This is a genomic window from Amycolatopsis sp. ATCC 39116 (assembly GCF_000231075.2).
Lineage (GTDB): Bacteria > Actinomycetota > Actinomycetes > Mycobacteriales > Pseudonocardiaceae > Amycolatopsis_E > Amycolatopsis_E tucumanensis.
In genome coordinates, this window is the sequence record NZ_AFWY03000001.1 from 438,196 (window position 1) to 451,418 (window position 13,223).

The 13,223-nt window shown below is 71.1% G+C and carries 17 protein-coding genes; 7 read left to right on the forward strand and 10 right to left on the reverse strand.

Annotation, left to right across the window (positions count from 1 at the left end; translation table 11 throughout):
* The first annotated feature begins 27 nt into the window (after positions 1–27).
* The 3 genes from AMY39116_RS0302305 to AMY39116_RS42100 all read left to right on the forward strand — a co-directional run bounded on the left by AMY39116_RS0302305 (position 28) and on the right by AMY39116_RS42100 (position 2,934).
* Positions 28–537 (forward strand): MarR family winged helix-turn-helix transcriptional regulator, encoded by a 510-nt coding sequence (locus tag AMY39116_RS0302305; protein ID WP_020416107.1) that lies wholly within the window; start codon positions 28–30, stop codon positions 535–537.
* Positions 538–868: 331 nt separating this feature from the next.
* Complete coding sequence (locus AMY39116_RS0302310; RefSeq protein ID WP_020416108.1) at positions 869–2,164, forward strand: MFS transporter; 1,296 nt, start codon at positions 869–871, stop codon at positions 2,162–2,164.
* On the forward strand, positions 2,161–2,934 hold the full coding sequence (locus AMY39116_RS42100; protein WP_020416109.1) for an IclR family transcriptional regulator: 774 nt from the start codon (positions 2,161–2,163) through the stop codon (positions 2,932–2,934). Before AMY39116_RS0302310 ends, AMY39116_RS42100 begins: the two co-directional genes overlap by 4 nt.
* Positions 2,935–3,034: 100 nt before the next feature.
* Here AMY39116_RS42100 and AMY39116_RS47310 read toward each other — a convergent pair whose 3' ends face one another.
* The 8 genes from AMY39116_RS47310 to AMY39116_RS0302355 all read right to left on the reverse strand — a co-directional run bounded on the left by AMY39116_RS47310 (position 3,035) and on the right by AMY39116_RS0302355 (position 7,599).
* A complete protein-coding gene (locus AMY39116_RS47310; RefSeq protein ID WP_020416110.1) occupies positions 3,035–3,283 on the reverse strand; it encodes a lipopolysaccharide assembly LapA domain-containing protein in 249 nt (82 codons plus the stop codon).
* A 292-nt stretch (positions 3,284–3,575) separates the two neighbouring features.
* On the reverse strand, positions 3,576–5,027 hold the full coding sequence (locus AMY39116_RS0302325; RefSeq protein WP_202961385.1) for a radical SAM protein: 1,452 nt from the start codon (positions 5,025–5,027) through the stop codon (positions 3,576–3,578).
* A gap of 114 nt (positions 5,028–5,141) precedes the next feature.
* Complete coding sequence (locus tag AMY39116_RS0302330) at positions 5,142–5,714, reverse strand: alkaline shock response membrane anchor protein AmaP (RefSeq protein WP_020416112.1); 573 nt, start codon at positions 5,712–5,714, stop codon at positions 5,142–5,144.
* A complete protein-coding gene (locus AMY39116_RS0302335; protein WP_027935556.1) occupies positions 5,711–6,247 on the reverse strand; it encodes a DUF6286 domain-containing protein in 537 nt (178 codons plus the stop codon). Before AMY39116_RS0302335 ends, AMY39116_RS0302330 begins: the two co-directional genes overlap by 4 nt.
* Positions 6,244–6,597: an Asp23/Gls24 family envelope stress response protein gene (locus AMY39116_RS0302340; RefSeq protein ID WP_039791145.1), complete on the reverse strand. Its 354-nt coding sequence runs from the start codon at positions 6,595–6,597 to the stop codon at positions 6,244–6,246. Before AMY39116_RS0302340 ends, AMY39116_RS0302335 begins: the two co-directional genes overlap by 4 nt.
* Before the next feature lie 50 nt (positions 6,598–6,647).
* Positions 6,648–6,824 carry a hypothetical protein gene (locus AMY39116_RS46745; protein ID WP_020416115.1) on the reverse strand — a complete coding sequence of 59 codons (177 nt, stop codon included), beginning with the start codon at positions 6,822–6,824 and terminating at the stop codon, positions 6,648–6,650.
* The gene (locus AMY39116_RS0302350) at positions 6,821–7,144 is read right to left on the reverse strand and encodes a hypothetical protein (protein ID WP_020416116.1); all 324 of its coding nucleotides are present in this window, start codon (positions 7,142–7,144) and stop codon (positions 6,821–6,823) included. Before AMY39116_RS0302350 ends, AMY39116_RS46745 begins: the two co-directional genes overlap by 4 nt.
* Positions 7,141–7,599, reverse strand: a complete 459-nt coding sequence (locus tag AMY39116_RS0302355; protein ID WP_020416117.1) for an Asp23/Gls24 family envelope stress response protein — start codon at positions 7,597–7,599, stop codon at positions 7,141–7,143. The genes AMY39116_RS0302350 and AMY39116_RS0302355 overlap by 4 nt, the downstream gene beginning before the upstream one ends.
* 79 nt (positions 7,600–7,678) lie before the next feature.
* Between AMY39116_RS0302355 and AMY39116_RS47315 the strand changes: the two genes are divergently transcribed.
* The 4 genes from AMY39116_RS47315 to AMY39116_RS0302375 all read left to right on the forward strand — a co-directional run bounded on the left by AMY39116_RS47315 (position 7,679) and on the right by AMY39116_RS0302375 (position 11,380).
* Positions 7,679–8,341, forward strand: a complete 663-nt coding sequence (locus AMY39116_RS47315) for a DUF5994 family protein (protein WP_235716035.1) — start codon at positions 7,679–7,681, stop codon at positions 8,339–8,341.
* Positions 8,338–8,940, forward strand: coding sequence for a GNAT family N-acetyltransferase (locus tag AMY39116_RS0302365; RefSeq protein ID WP_020416119.1), 603 nt, complete (start codon positions 8,338–8,340; stop codon positions 8,938–8,940). The genes AMY39116_RS47315 and AMY39116_RS0302365 overlap by 4 nt, the downstream gene beginning before the upstream one ends.
* 303 nt (positions 8,941–9,243) lie before the next feature.
* Positions 9,244–10,746 carry a NucA/NucB deoxyribonuclease domain-containing protein gene (locus AMY39116_RS44570; RefSeq protein ID WP_020416120.1) on the forward strand — a complete coding sequence of 501 codons (1,503 nt, stop codon included), beginning with the start codon at positions 9,244–9,246 and terminating at the stop codon, positions 10,744–10,746.
* A 1-nt stretch (position 10,747) separates the two neighbouring features.
* A complete protein-coding gene (locus AMY39116_RS0302375) occupies positions 10,748–11,380 on the forward strand; it encodes an SMI1/KNR4 family protein (RefSeq protein WP_020416121.1) in 633 nt (210 codons plus the stop codon).
* A 41-nt stretch (positions 11,381–11,421) separates the two neighbouring features.
* On the opposite strand, the gene AMY39116_RS0302380 is transcribed toward AMY39116_RS0302375, so the two are convergent.
* Positions 11,422–12,177, reverse strand: a complete 756-nt coding sequence (locus AMY39116_RS0302380) for an SDR family NAD(P)-dependent oxidoreductase (RefSeq protein ID WP_020416122.1) — start codon at positions 12,175–12,177, stop codon at positions 11,422–11,424.
* A 52-nt stretch (positions 12,178–12,229) separates the two neighbouring features.
* Positions 12,230–13,222, reverse strand: coding sequence for an LLM class flavin-dependent oxidoreductase (locus tag AMY39116_RS0302385; protein WP_020416123.1), 993 nt, complete (start codon positions 13,220–13,222; stop codon positions 12,230–12,232).
* Position 13,223: the final 1 nt, after the last annotated feature.

Sequence of the window (13,223 nt, forward strand, 5' to 3'; positions counted from 1 at the left end):
CTATCTTTCGTCGAATAGACTGGCGGCGTGAGTGACACGAAGGCACAGCAACCCGACGCGGTCGACGCCGTGATCGAGGCGTGGCAGCGGGAACGACCGGACCTGGACCTCGACGCGATCGCCGTCGCGGGCAGGCTGGGGCGGGTGGGGCTCCTCCTCGCGCCGGCGCAGGAGAAGGTGTTCACGACGTTCGGGCTGCAGCGGGGCGAGTTCGACGTCCTCGCGACGCTGCGCCGGTCGGGCGATCCGTACACGCTCACGCCGTCCCAGCTCTCCGCGACGCTGATGCTGACCCGGGCCGGCATGACGAGCCGGCTGGACCGGCTGGAGGCGGCGGGGCTCGTCGAGCGCACGCTCGATCCCGCGGACCGGCGCAGCTTCCGGGTCCGGCTGACCGACAAGGGCTTCGCCACGGTGGACGAGGCGATGACAGCGCACACCGCCAACGTGACCCGGCTGCTGTCCGCGCTCGACGGGGAGCAACTCGGCGCACTCGACGACCTCCTGCGGATCCTGCTGCGCGCTCTGGACGGTTAGAGCATGTGCCGGCGGTGCCTGCGGGCCGGTGCAGGCCACGGAACCTGAGGCGGCCCACCACCACACCACGATCGCGCCGCGTCCGGCGGCGCCCCCAGCACGGCGGCGCGGTCCTGGCCAAGAGCCGCCCGCGCTGTCGGATCGGACGCACGCCTGCGGCGGCGCACGCTGACGGCCCGCCGCGCGGCTGCGCCGCTCTGGACGGTTAGAGCCGGGTCGATGCGACATCCGTCGCGGGCGGCGCACGGCAAGGGGCCGACGACGTGCGGCTGCCGCGCTCCTTTACTGGAGGCACCCGTTTCCTCCAGAGTCGAAGGTGGGTGGCTGCCGCATGGCCGGTTCGACACCCAGCAGGGCCTCGATCCTGCTGGCCAGCTGCGTCGGGACGTCGATCGAGTGGTACGACTACTACGTCTTCGGCAGCGCGTCGGCGCTGGTGTTCGGATCGCTGTTCTTCCCGTCGTTCTCCCCGGTGGCCGGCACGCTCGCGGCGTTCGGCACGTTCGCGGTCGGCTTCATCGCGCGCCCGCTCGGCGGCGCGGTGATCGGGCACTTCGGCGACCGCATCGGCCGCAAGTCGATGCTCGTGCTGACGCTGATGCTCGCCGGGCTGGCCACGTTCCTGATCGGCCTGCTGCCGACCTACGCCGCGATCGGGGTGGCCGCGCCGATCCTGCTGGTGTTCCTGCGGCTGGTGCAGGGGTTCGGCGTCGGCGGCGAGTGGGGCGGCGCGGTGCTGGTCGCCACCGAGCACGCCACGCCGCGGCAGCGGGCGGTGTACGGCAGCTTCGCGCAGTTCGGCGTGCCGATCGGGGTGCTGACCTCGAACCTGGTGTTCCTGCTGGTCGTGGAGACCACCGGCGATGGGTTCGCCACCTGGGGCTGGCGGATCCCGTTCCTGGTCAGCGTCGCGCTGCTGGTGGTCGGGATGCTGGTGCGGCGCACGCTGACCGAGAGCCCGGAGTTCCAGCGGGTGCGCGAGAAGCGGCAGGTCAGCCGGGTGCCCGCGGCGACGCTGCTGCGGGAACGGCCGGGCACGCTGCTGCTGGCGAGCCTGGCCGCGATCGCGCCGCCCGCGGTGGGTTACACGGTGATGGTCTACATGCTCAGCTACGGCACGCAGGCCGCCGGGTTCGGGCGCAGCACGCTGCTCACGTTGATCCTGGCGTCGACGGTGCTGTGGATCGCGGGGATCTACGTGGCGGCGCGGTGCGCGGACCGCTGGGGCAGCGAGCCGGTGTACGCGGTCGGCGCCGCTTTCGCGGTGGTGTGGGCGTGGCCGCTGTTCCTGCTCGTGGACACCGGAAGTGTCGGCGCGGCGCTGCTGGCGTTCATGGTCGCCGGGATCGTGCAGGCGATCATGGCCGGGGCGCAGGGCGCGTTGTTCACCGAGATCTTCCCGGCGCGGATGCGGTTCAGCGGGGCCTCGATCGCTTACCAGATGGGCGGTCTGGTGGGTGGTGCGGTGACCCCGCTGGCCGCGACGGGGCTGTACGGCGCCTACCACTCGTCGACGCCGATCGCCGTCTACTTGGGACTGTTGTGCGCGGTGAGCCTGGTGGCGGTGCTGGTGCTGCCCGCGCCGTCGCGCGCGACGGCGCCCGAGGCCGTCGGGAGCGTGCGATGACCACCGCGGCAGGCCGGGTGCTGGCCGTGCTGTCGGCGTTCGGGCCGCGGCACCGGTCGCTGTCGCTGAGCGACATCGCGCGCCGGGCCGGGCTGACGTTGCCGACTGCGCACCGGCTGGCGGGCGAGCTGGTGTCGTGGGGTGGCCTGGAGCGGGACCCGGCGGGCCGGTACTCGGTGGGGTTGCGGTTGCTGGAGCTGGCCGCGCTGGCGCCGCGCGGGCTGCAGTTGCGGGAAGCGGCGTTCCCGTTCCTGGACGATCTGCACTCGCTGACGCGCGGGAACGTGCACCTGGCGGTGCGGGACGGCCGCGAGGTCGTGTACGTGGAAACGCTGCGCGCCAGGGCCGCCGCGACGAACAGCCGGGTGGGCGACCGCTGGCCGATGCACGCGACGGGCACCGGGCTGGTGCTGCTGGCGCACGCGGAGCCGGCGTTCCAGGCCGAGGTGCTGCGCTCACCGCTGGAGCGGTTCACCCGCTACACGATCACGGACCCCGGCGAGCTGCGGCGGCAGCTGGCGTTCATCCGCCAGTTCGGAGTGGCGGTCGCGCGGGGCACGATCACCCCGGACGACCTCGTGGTGGCCGCCCCCGTGCGAGACCCATCAGGCCAGGTCGCCGCGGCGATCAGCGTGGTGGTGCAGGTGGCCGGCGCCCGGCCGAGGGAGCTGGCGCGCCTGCTGACGGCCACGTCACGCTCGTTGTCGCAGCGACTGGCCGGCGCACCCGCCCGGGTGGTGGAACCCTCGGGTGCGCGGCAGGCCGGGTGAGCTACAACGGCATCCGATTCCTGACCGGGTCGGCGGCCGCGGGCGCTGCACCGAGGCGCGACGGCTGCTGACTCACGCCCCGCCTTCCCGGCGGTTGCGGTCAGTGGTGGCGTCGGCGTGCCGTGTGCCGGAGCTGGAGGATGCGCGCGGAGCCGATCAGGGCGACCAGCAGGGCTCCGCCGACGGCGGCGAGAAGCATGGCCACGCCGGCCGGCAGGGTCCCGCTAGCACCGAGGAACGTCAGCTCGGTCCGGGTGGGGTTCTGCAGGATGAAGATCAGCAGGAAGACCAGGACGAGCACGGCGATGATCACCGCGACCCAGGTGCCGCTGATCCTGGTCCGCGCCACGCGGGTCTTCCGGGGCCGGGACGCGGGCGTCGGTGCGGGTTCACCGGCGGCGGCCTGCGGTGCCGCCGGGCCGGCGACAACCGGGGCGGGTGGTGCCGCGTCGTGCTGCTTCTCCGGCTGAGAAACCGATGTGTCGTCGGTACCGTAGCGAGCGCGGGCGCGCCGAGCGCGGTCCAAGAGGTTCGACATGACGTGCCTCATCTGTAGTCCCGGTGCGGGCTGGCACTACAGAATGCGGTGTCGTCGTGGCCGGATGTGTTCATCCTACGCGCCCAGTGGCGGCCTGGCTGTGTCACCCGTTGCCGGGCACGAGCGTCTGCGTGAGGTCGGGTACCCGATCGGCGGGCGACAGCAGTTCGGCGTACCGGCCGAGCATGCGGTCGCCCAAGTGACGGTAGTAGTCCGGCAGTCTCGTGGTGCGTCCTTCGTGGAAGGCCAGGAACCGCGGATCGTCGCGCAGCATGCCCAGGATCCGGCGGAAGCTGGCGATGTCGCCGCGGAAGGCCGCGGTACGCGCACGGTGGACGTAGCGGATGAGGCGGTGGGACGTCGAGCGCAGTCGGCGGCGCAGCATGGCGGGCGATGCGGCGTGGGCGTACAGCTCGGTGAGCTTGGTGTAGTAGGTGATCGGATCGTAGTGACGCAGGGTGGTGACCAGGTACGGCGCGTAGTAGAAGCTGAACGGCATCGTGGTGAGGATGCGTCCATCGGCGGTGAGCTGGTCGTGCAACGGGGTGCCGCCGAAAGGCATCGGGATGTTGATCGTGGGCCAGACGAACGGGGTGCGGTCCATGAATCGTTCGGTCAGCTCGACCGGTTCGTCGCCCTGGTCGGTGTCGAGCCCGAACATGAAGTTCGCCTGCAGGTAGGGCACGTTCTCCGCGAGCCGGGTGAAGTGGTCCGCCACGTGGTCGACCTTGGCCACGCCACCCTCGCGGCCCACACCGGCTTTGTTCGAATAGTCGGTCCAGGACTCCACGCCCGGCGCGACCATGACGCAGTTGGTGTCCTTGAGCCGCCTGGGCCGGTTCCCGCGCAGCACGGTCAGCGAGCTCTCGATGATGTAGGGCGGCCGCTCGCCCGGCGGCTGAGCCTGCAGCACGTCCAGGACCCTGTCGAAGGTCACCGCGAAGTTCGGGTCGTGGAACACGATCAGGGTGCCAGGCAGGTGCCGGGCCAGATACCGCAGGTCTTCGGCCATCCGCTCGGGCGGCAGCAGCCGGTAGCGGGTGTTCCAGTCGATGCAGAAATCGCAGTGATAGGGACAGCCCATGCTGGCCAGCATGGGCACGGCGGACAGCAGCAACGGTTTGCGGCCCCAGAAGAACGCCGACGCACGGATCTCCGGCATCCGCTCGGCCACGGTCGGCACGTCGTCGAACGGGCGGGCCGCCGAGATCACACTGCCCGGATCGTACTGGCCGGCGAGGATGCCGGAGATCAGTTCGGCGTCGCATTCACCGACGACCAGGTCGAAGAAGCGCAGGCAGTCGACCGGGAACGCCTTGGCGTGCGGGCCGCCGATCACCGTGCGCACACCGGCCCGCCGATACAGCTTGGCCAGCGCGTAGGCGAGGTGGCTGACCTGCGTGTAGCAGGCGATGAACACCACGTCCAGGTCCCTGGGCAGCAGCCGGTGCGGGTCGCCCAGACCGTAGTAGGTGGCGTAGAACGTCTCGTGCCCCTGCCGACGGCACCACACCGAGATCGCCTGCGGGGTGATGCCGGCGAACTGCTTGGTCATCAACAGCCGATAGCCCACCTCCGCCGGCCCCCGAGCCGGCGGAGCCAGGATGTCCAGGATTCCCACTCTCATCACTCGGTTCTCCTCGCGCACATCGCCCGCTCCCCTGGCTGATCACTGGACCGTCGACGTCGGTTTGCCGGTGAAGCGGAATTCGACCGCGGTGGGCAGGGCCTGCAGGTCCAGCGCCTGACGCAGCCTGGGCAGCGCCTCGGTGCGCACCCGGTGCCGGATGGCGGTGAGGGACGCCTGTTGTTCGGTGTGGATCACCACCGTGAGGGTGGCGTTGTGCTGCGCCCCGGTGAGGGAGGCGTCGGCGGCCCGCACCCCGGGGTACGTTTCGATCTCGTCGGCGAAGGGCTCGACCGCGGTGGTCGTGGCCAGTTCGGTGCGGCCCCGGTCCGGGTCGCTTTCCAGGCGCCAGATGTCGCGGCGTGGCTTGCGGACCAGTTGCGCCGCGAGCCACCGGAGGCACAGGAGCCCGAGGATGACGGCGACCGCGGCGACGAGGTAGAGCGCCCAGGTAGGGGGCCGCCCCGTGCCGGGGACCAGCGTACTCGCCGGGTCGAACAAGCCCGGCCATCCGAAATGGGTGGCCAGGGTGAGTCCGCCGGCCGCGAACAAGACCAGCCCGAGCAGTGCGAGCACGCCACGGTTGAGCCGCCCCGGCGGGTTGTGGGCGCTCATTTCTGGCTCCGCGTGCTGCGTACCCGCACCCGCAGTGCCGGCGGCGCCGCCAGTGAGATCTCCGCGATCCGTCGTTCGAGCGCCGTGTACACCGCGTCGGCAAGGCCCTCGGCGCTCGCGCGGTCGGTGCGCACGTTCGCCGTCACGCGGCGGCGGCGAACGGCGAGCCTGGCCCGGCTCACGCCGTCGACCCCGGCGGCCGCCGCACTCAGTGTGGTGCGCAACCCCCGGCGCGAGGCGCCGGCGTCGAGCCCGTTGCCGTCGTCGTCGAGCGGAATGACGGTCGCCGAGCCCGGCAGGACCGCCGCCAACAGCAACACCAGCCCGAGGGCCGCGGCCACCGCGCCGGCGAGCAGGGCCCCCCAGCTGTCCCACCGCGTCGTGTGCAACGTTTCCGCTACCGCGTCGTAGCTGATGAGCGGCTGCCGCCCGGCGAGCATCTGAATCGCCGACGTCGCGACCAGCGCCGATGCCGCGAGAAGTGCCACGGCGCTCAGACTTGCCGGCAGGCTGCGGCGGGGACGGCGGATCACCGGATCCTCCCTGTGGCGGACGGTCCGTGCAGGGCGGTCACGGTGATGTCGACCCGCGACACGGCCAGCCCGGTCAGCTCGCCGACCCGCCGCACCAGATGGGCCCGGACCCGCTCGCAGGTCGCCGCGACCGGCTTCGGGTAGGCGATCGACAGACGGACGTCCAGTTCGGCGGTAGCGCCGTCCACCCGGGCCTGCACGCCGGCGGCACGGTCCTGGTCCTCGGCGCCGACGGTCACCCCGAGCACCTGGCGAGCCGAACCGCCGACGCTTTCGACCTCGGTCACCGCGTACGCGGCCAACCGCTCGACCACGCGATCGGCGATGACGGTGCGGCCACGTTCGCTCATCTCCTGCTCGTCGCGGTCGGTCGCCCCCCGCGAATCCAGCGCCGACATGGTCAACGACGGCCGCGGCCGGTGAGCTGGGACAGATCGAGCTTGCCGTCGGCGACCCGGCCGACCAGCAGGCCCAGCGCGCCGAGGACGAGCACGATGAGGAACGCGCTGAGACCGCCGAACGCGCCCGCGAGGCCCAGCACGATGCCGGACAACAGCCCGAGAACCGTGAAGTTCATGAGAGTTCTTCCTTCACTGCCAATCGGCCGAACGCTGCCGGTGCGGTCACCGGCAGCACGATGTCCATGACCGCCACCCGCACCGGGCGGTCGACCTTTCCGACCGCCGCACGAACAGCGGCGGCGACCTCGCCGACGATGGCCGGATACCGGATGACCACGCCGATGGTGATCTCCTCCGGACGGACTCGCACCCCCGTTACCCGGCGTCCGGGCAGGTAGGTCGCGATGTCACCGAAGCGTCCACTGTCCAGGTCGGCCACGGCCGGCACCGCCCGGACCGCCGCAGCGATCAGGTCGGCGTCGAGCTCGGAGGTCATTGCAACCTGGTGGACTGTCCGCCCTCGGTCTCGGTCTCCTCATCGGGGAGATGCACATCGTTCACGGCGATGTTGACCTCGACGACCTCGAGCCCGGTCATGCGCTCGATCGCGACGATCACGTTGCGCCGGGCCGCGCGGGCGAGATCGACGATCGAGACGCCGTACTCCACCACCAGCTCGAGATCCACGGCCGTCTGCCGCTCCCCGACCTCGACCGAAACGCCTTGCGCGGCACTGGCCGAAGCTCCGGGAATTCGCTCGCGGAGGGCGCCGAAAGCCCGCGCGGCGCCACCCCCGAGGGCGTACACACCCGAAATCTCACTCGCCGCCAGCCCCGCGATCTTCTGCACGACCGTGTCGGCGATGGTGGTCGTCCCTTGCTCGGTGACCAGCTGGCTCGCGCCGGCCTGGCCTCCGCTCGGGGACGCGTTCTGAGTAGCTGGAGTTGTCATCTCAGGAGCTCCTTCAAGTCACCGGCGAATTCCGGCCCGCCCGGCGAGCTCGGCTTCTGCGGATGCATAGCCTGTGGCGGTGGGCGCAAACGTGTTCGCCTGCGGTATTCCGAATCGGTGTAAAATAGAAATTGCCGAGAGCATCTCGTACACGGGTGGCCAAGCCCGCGTCGTCCTCGGCGGAATTCCCGGTCGTGTCACGATCGGAGACGGGAGCATCGGCGTCATGTCGAGCTCGACCACACTCGTCCCACCCCCGGCGGCCGCCGAGCCGTCGCACCACACGCTGCGTCTGCGCCTGAAGCCGAAGGGGTCCGTCGCCGGCTACGTCGACGGCGCCTGGTGGCCACGGTCCCGCGACCTCGCCGCCGAACTGCCGGCGCTACTGGCGGTCCTCGCGATCCGGCCGGGAACCATTGAGCGCGTCACCTACAACCTGACCACGTGGACGTCCGTTCCCCGTCGTCTCCTGATCGAGGGCAGTGCCGTCCGGATGGAGGGGTTCCGTTCGCAACCTCCCTGCACCGTCACGGTGGCCGGTCAGGGCCGGCAGCGCCTGACCCTGCTCATCCTGCCGCCCGACGCGCCTGAGGCAACCGCACACGAGACTCTCATGCGGGCCGCGCGGCGAGACAACGCCGACAGCCCCGACACGCTTCTCGCTCCACGTCGTGCCGCCGGCGGGGAATTCTCCGATGGCGCCACCGAACGGTGGGAAGTCGACGGCGGCCGGGTCCGATGACCACCCGCGACAAGCTCCAGCCTCCTCAGGTCGAACTCCGGCCGCCGCTCATCACCCCGCGGCTGATCCTGCGGGGCTGGCACGTCTCGGACGCACCCGCGGCAGTGGCCGTGTTCGGCAGCCCAGCGGTTGCGCGCTGGCTCAGCCCGGCGATGGACCAGGTGCCCGATCTGGCGGCCATGCGCCTGCTGCTGCAGCAGTGGATCGCCGAGAGCACCCGGGCGGCCCTGCCGGCCGGGCGCTGGGCCATCCAGCGTCGCAGCGACAACCAGATCATCGGCGGGGCGATCCTGCTGCCTCTGCCTCCCGGCAACGAGGACCTCGAGATCGGCTGGCAGCTCCACCCCGACGCGTGGGGGCACGGGTACGCCACCGAAGCCACCCACGCACTGGCCGGCTGGGCCTTCCGCCACGACGTCGACGAACTGTTCGCCGTGGTCCGCCCTGGCAACACCCGGGCCGCCGCCACCGTCCGCCGCAACGGCATGCACTGGGTCGGCGAAACCGGCAAGTACTTCGGGCTGACCCTGCAAGTCTTCCGCCTCCGTTCCGCCGACCTCGACCAGGCCGCCCCCCACGCGCAACTACCACCTGCCTGACGAGCACAGCGCGCCGACGGTCGCGCGCGCCGCGGTACGACAGGACAGGACGGGGGCGCTCACCGGCCAAGGACCGTTGCGCCTCGGTCCGGCCGGTTCAGCGCGCCGCCCCAGGGCCAGAGCCTCCGTGACGTGGGTTCGTGATCACGGTGCGCTCTCAAGGCGCTTACCTCACCCGGCCGAACTGAGGGGCGGCAGGGCCGGGCGTGTCGGAGTGGCCGGAACAGGTCAGCGACCACCCCGGAATCACGATTCCCGCCGAGACTGCTTGCCACGAACAGGCGGCAGCGAGGGGGGTCGGGGATGGCCGAAGCACCAGGGAGCACCAGCACTCCCCCGGCGAGCTCCGGCGGCGCCGCCCCGCAACCGTCGTCGGAGCCGGCGCCGTCCACACAAGACACGCCGGCCGGTGAGAAACCCGCCGAAGGGAAGTCCGGCGGGGAACAGCGTTCCGGTCAGGCGCAACCGGAAGCGCCGGCCACCGGCGACACCTCGAACGAGTCCCGCGAGGACAACCGGCAGCCCGCGGATCGGGAAGGCACCCAGCGCGACACGAACACAGAGTCAGCGCAGAGCGACTTCACCCGCGAAGTCGAGTCACAAGCGCCGACCCCGGCCCCGCCGGACGGGGTCTACGAGGCCGGCGAGGCGTGGGACCGCGCAGGCAAGGACACGCAGGCGGCGCGGGACGAAGCGCACCGGTTCGCCCGCCAGACCGAACAGGCCTGGCGTGACGAGCCGGCCGGGGCGGCGCGCGAACGGGCCGAGGCATCGGCCGCGGACGCGCAGGCCGTCGGCGAGGAAGCGCAGTCTCTCGCCCGCTTCGCCGCGGCCAGCGGCGACGAGATCGCCGGCGCCCGGCGGGACACGGCGGCCAACACGGCCCGCGCCGACCTCGACGACCAGCTCGGCAAAACCCTGCTGTCACCGGAGGAAAGCGAACTCGTCACCCGCAACCTCGTCACCACGACCGCCGAGCAGAACCGGGACCGGTACGCCGCGGCGGCGGCGAACATCACGGCGATGGGCGACGAACTCACAGTCACCGGCGCCGCGAATCCGGGCAAGACACCGAAGACGCCCGGCGGGTCAGGCCCGGCCGGCAACAAGGGCGAGGTGCCGGAGGCAGAAACGTATCGCGCGATCGGCAACGCCGTCAGCCTGGCCGGGCGGACATTGGACGATGTCGCCGAAGACGGTGTCGAGACCGCGGCCCGCGCGGTCGACGCCGCCACCGAGTGGCTCGCCGACCTGACCGGCAACGACCAACTGGAAGCAGCCGGCAAGGCGCTCACCCCGGAAGCGGTGGACTTCCTGGGCAACCACGCGGGCGACGCCGTGCTGAACGCGAGCTCGCAGGTGCGCAACGAGCTGCACCACACCGCCTCCGCACTGGACGGCAAGAACCCGCCGGTCGAGGTGTACCTGGACCGGGACCGGCACAAGGAAAGCCTGCAGCACATCCGGGAATCCCAGCGAGGCCAGATCTGGTCCGGCAACACCTACGAGATGGGCCGCCCCACCCCGGAAGTGCTCACGGTCGACAAGAACGCCGCCGAGAAGGAGGCGCGCCGGAACGAGGCGATGCGCGGTATCCCCTACGGCCGCGACGTCGGGCTCCCCGGCTACGACCGGGACGAGTTCCCGCCCGCGATGAGCGTCGAGGGCGGCAGGCGGCACGAGGACTGGGACCCGAGCGTCAAACTCATCCCGGGCGGCGACAACCGGTCCGCCGGCTCGACCATGGGCGGCCAGACGAGGAACCTGGACCCCGGCGACACCTTCGTGATCAGGGAGACCGACTGACATGCGCACCGATCCCGCCTTCGCCGGCCTGCTCCGGGCAGGCCGCCACCCCCTCGGCGCCCCGGTACGCGCCGACCTCGGCGCCGCCCACGGACCGGTTGGCGAACTCGCCGACCTGCTCAGCCAGGTCAACGGGTGCACGCTCGCCAACGCCGGTGTCCAGGTCTTCCGCGTCGGCCCGGAGGGTCTCGGCCCCGAGCTGCTCCGCTGGAACGCACCGGGCACCTGGAAGGACACCTACGCCGGCCTCGCCGACGGCCTGCTGTGCTTCGGCCAGGACCTGTTCGGGGTGCAGTTCGCGATCGAGAACAACACCCGGGTCGTCACCTTCGACCCGGAAACCGGGCAGCGCGAGTTCGTCAGCGACACCCTGCTCGGCTGGACCGAGTGGCTCGCCGCCGACGCCGACGCGCACGCCGCGCGCGCCTTCGCCACCCGCTGGCAGCGCGTCCACGGCCCCCTCGGCTACGACGAACGGCTGATCCCGCTGAGGTTCTTCGTCCTCGGCGGCGGGTACGACGACGACAACCTGGTCGTCAAGGACGCGGTCACCTGCATGCGCATCCGGGGACCGATCGCCCGCCGGCTCCACGACGTGCCCGACGGCACCCCGGTATGGCTGAGCTTCGAATAGCCGGCCGGCGGACCCCCCGAGGGCCCGCCGGCCGGTTCGCCTCAGACGAGCGAAGCGGTGAGCCCGCCGTCGAGGACGTAGTGGCTGCCGGTGATCCACGTCGCCCGGTCGGAGGCGAGGAACGCGGCCACCTCGGCGATGTCCTCGGGCGTGCCGAGCCTGCCCTGCTTCATCGCCACGAGGTCGCCGAAGGGGATCTGCGTCGCCGCCTCGAAGTCCGGCACCAGCCGTTCCACCATCGCGGTGTCGGCGAAGCCCGGGCAGACCGCGTTGACCCGCACGCCCGTCGGCCGCATCTCCACCGCCGCGACCCGGGTGAGCTGGATCAGCGCCGCTTTCGTGGCGCAGTAGGAGCCGAGCAGCGGGCTGCCGCCGATGCCGGCGATGGAGGCGATGTTGACGACGTTCCCCTTCGACGCCACCAGGTGCGGGGTCGCCGCCTTCATCGCGACGAACGGCCCGCGCACGTTGACCGCGTAGATCTTGTCGAAGCTCTCCGTCGACTGCTGCAACAGCGGCGAGGAGATCTCGATCCCGGCGTTGTTCACCAGGACGTCGAGACCGCCGAGGAGGTCGACCGCCTGCTGGACCGCGGCCTGGACCTGGGCTTCGTCGGTGACGTCGCAGTTCGCGACGCCCGCCGCGCCGATCTCGTCGGCGGCCCGCTTGGCCGCGTCGGCGTCGATGTCGCTGACCACGACGCGCGCGCCGCGATCGGTGAACAGCTTCGCGATCGCCTTGCCGATCCCGGCACCGGATCCGGTGACGAAGACCCGCTTACCGTCCAGTTCGGACATGTGTGTTCCTCTCACTTCGTTGTGGGATGGGTTTCTCGGACGTTCGCGGTCGCTACATGGCCTCGACCTTCGGCATGATCTCCTCCTTGAGGCGCTTGAGGTCGTCCAGCGTCTTGGCGACCGGCACGTCCGCGAACGGCGGCCACAGCATCGGCATCGTCAGGCCGGCTTCCCGGTAGCGCTTGAGCATGTCGGTGATCTGCGCGGCGGAGCCGGCCAGGAGGTTGGTGCCCTTGCCCATCGGGGTCTGGTCCATGTCCTGGTCGGTGATGACGAACCAGATCATGCTGCTGATCTCGAGGTCGTCGATAGAGCGGGCGGTGTCGAGTTCGTCCAGCTCACGCTGGATCTCGCCGCGCCACCGCTGGATGTCCTCGGGCGAGTCCTGGATGCCGATCCAGCCGTCGAGGCCGTACTTGGCGACCCGGCTCGCCGCGCGCTTGGGGTCCTTCAGGCCGCTGAAGTAGATCGGCGGGTGCGGCTGCTGCAGCGGCTTCGCCCCGAACCCGCACGGTTCGAAGTCGGCGAACTCGCCGTGGTACTCGAAGACCTCGTTGTTCCAGATGCCCTGGATCACCTCGATCGTTTCGCGCACGTGCTTGTTGCGCTTGGGGAAGATGTGCGAGGCACTGGAGGCGGCGAACTCCTCGGGCATCCAGCCCGCGCCGAGCGCGACGTTGAGCCTGCCGCCCGACAGGTGGTCGATGGTGCCCAGCTCGGCGGCGAGCACACCCGGCGCGCGGTAGGGCGTGTCGATGACGCTCATGCCGATGCGGACCTTGGACGTTTTCGCGGCGAGCCACGGGATCAGCGGCATGCCCTGGAACCACTGCCCCCGCGAGGACACCGGCAGCCCCTTGGGGAAGCCCTCGATCATGCCGAAGGCGTACTGCATCTCCTGCCGGTCCGACGATTCGGGCACGACGATGCGGTCCAGCGTCCAGACGGAGTCGAAGTCGAGGTCCTCGGCGAGGGCGGTGAGGTCCTCGAGTTCCTGAACGGTCACCTTTTCGCGGAAGTTGGGCAGGTACAGGGCGAGCTTCACG

Coding starts and splice junctions, on each gene's coding strand:
- AMY39116_RS0302355 (WP_020416117.1), bottom strand. CDS start 7,599: ATGACAACTCCAGCTACTCAGAACGCGTCCCCGAGCGGAGGCCAGGCC.
- AMY39116_RS46745 (WP_020416115.1), bottom strand. CDS start 6,824: ATGAACTTCACGGTTCTCGGGCTGTTGTCCGGCATCGTGCTGGGCCTC.
- AMY39116_RS0302325 (WP_202961385.1), bottom strand. CDS start 5,027: ATGACCAAGCAGTTCGCCGGCATCACCCCGCAGGCGATCTCGGTGTGG.
- AMY39116_RS42100 (WP_020416109.1), top strand. CDS start 2,161: ATGACCACCGCGGCAGGCCGGGTGCTGGCCGTGCTGTCGGCGTTCGGG.
- AMY39116_RS0302340 (WP_039791145.1), bottom strand. CDS start 6,597: ATGAGCGAACGTGGCCGCACCGTCATCGCCGATCGCGTGGTCGAGCGG.
- AMY39116_RS0302310 (WP_020416108.1), top strand. CDS start 869: ATGGCCGGTTCGACACCCAGCAGGGCCTCGATCCTGCTGGCCAGCTGC.
- AMY39116_RS44570 (WP_020416120.1), top strand. CDS start 9,244: ATGGCCGAAGCACCAGGGAGCACCAGCACTCCCCCGGCGAGCTCCGGC.
- AMY39116_RS0302365 (WP_020416119.1), top strand. CDS start 8,338: ATGACCACCCGCGACAAGCTCCAGCCTCCTCAGGTCGAACTCCGGCCG.
- AMY39116_RS0302375 (WP_020416121.1), top strand. CDS start 10,748: ATGCGCACCGATCCCGCCTTCGCCGGCCTGCTCCGGGCAGGCCGCCAC.
- AMY39116_RS0302380 (WP_020416122.1), bottom strand. CDS start 12,177: ATGTCCGAACTGGACGGTAAGCGGGTCTTCGTCACCGGATCCGGTGCC.
- AMY39116_RS0302330 (WP_020416112.1), bottom strand. CDS start 5,714: ATGAGCGCCCACAACCCGCCGGGGCGGCTCAACCGTGGCGTGCTCGCA.
- AMY39116_RS0302350 (WP_020416116.1), bottom strand. CDS start 7,144: ATGACCTCCGAGCTCGACGCCGACCTGATCGCTGCGGCGGTCCGGGCG.